The sequence below is a fragment of the Candidatus Magnetobacterium casense genome (assembly GCF_019173545.1).
Classification (GTDB): domain Bacteria; phylum Nitrospirota; class Thermodesulfovibrionia; order Thermodesulfovibrionales; family Magnetobacteriaceae; genus Magnetobacterium; species Magnetobacterium cryptolimnobacter.
Genome location: NZ_JABXWD010000802.1, coordinates 1 through 1,017, shown reverse-complemented (window position 1 = coordinate 1,017; position 1,017 = coordinate 1). Strand labels below are relative to the sequence as shown.

Sequence of the window (1,017 nt, the reverse complement as noted above, 5' to 3'; positions counted from 1 at the left end):
TTCCCGCATAGGACTTCAGAGTATACGCCACAGGTGAGGCGTTAATGGCCTGTTCGCCAACCGTCGTCAGGGACACATACCCGATATTAGGAGTGCCAGATGGCGTTCCACAGTCAACCGTCCCCGCCGTCGCTCCCGTATCGTTATAGGATACCGTCCCGGCAGCCACGGAAGTCACATACGTTCCCCCACGATAGAGGTAATACCCCGAAGCTCCGCACGGTTCCGTCCAGGCGACTACGACCTTATCCGTATAAGTCCCATCTGTGGCTGAGACTCCCGTAGGAGCAGGAAGGGTATTTTGGCTTCCCCAACTGCTGATTGAGGGTTCGGCGGCTACATACTTGGCGATAAATACCCAATCAACATCTAGTCTATCACCATTAACATTCGTGTAAGGGTTAAACCAGAAAACGCCCAGACTTTCATTTGGCACTTGAGTAGTATGAGTCGCCTTCAATGTACCATCTAAGACACACTTAACCGAGCCTGATACCCAGAGATTCTCCCAAGTGTGAAAACTTGTATCTCCTGCTACCCCTGTGTCAGTAGTTTGTGCAGCAGCTTCATTATAAGAATTGAAGGTATAAGGATTAGAGCCACCCGTAGCCCAATACTGAAAGAAGGCATCACTGGAATCTGCGATACCGCTCAGACTCATTCCCCCGCCGTTAAAAGCCTGATAGGTCTTCATGCTTTGTCTTAATCGTATGCCTGCTGCATGAGTAGAATCGCTTTTGACAACCCCCCTTACTCCTCCCGTTGTCGTTAGTGTTAATAATCCACTTGCCTCACTGACTCCTCCCTGCACGGCATCCCATTTTGTAGTGTTAAAACTCGCATCATTAAAGTCATCAAAGAAGATAAAGGTATTATCTCCATTACTCCCAGAGGTGGCTGCTGAGTTGCCATAGTACATCAGAAACTGAGTCACCGATGGAGAAGCGGCGATGCTATCAAACTCCACCCAAAAGACCGAACTGACGTTTGACGTGTAACTTTCCTGCCAGAAGTCTA

The 1,017-nt window shown here is 49.0% G+C and carries 1 protein-coding gene; it reads right to left on the bottom strand.

Translation table 11 applies throughout. The features are described from left to right. Window positions 1–1,017: DUF2341 domain-containing protein (locus HWQ67_RS19655; protein WP_218254389.1), on the bottom strand; the 1,017-nt coding region annotated here is incomplete at both ends.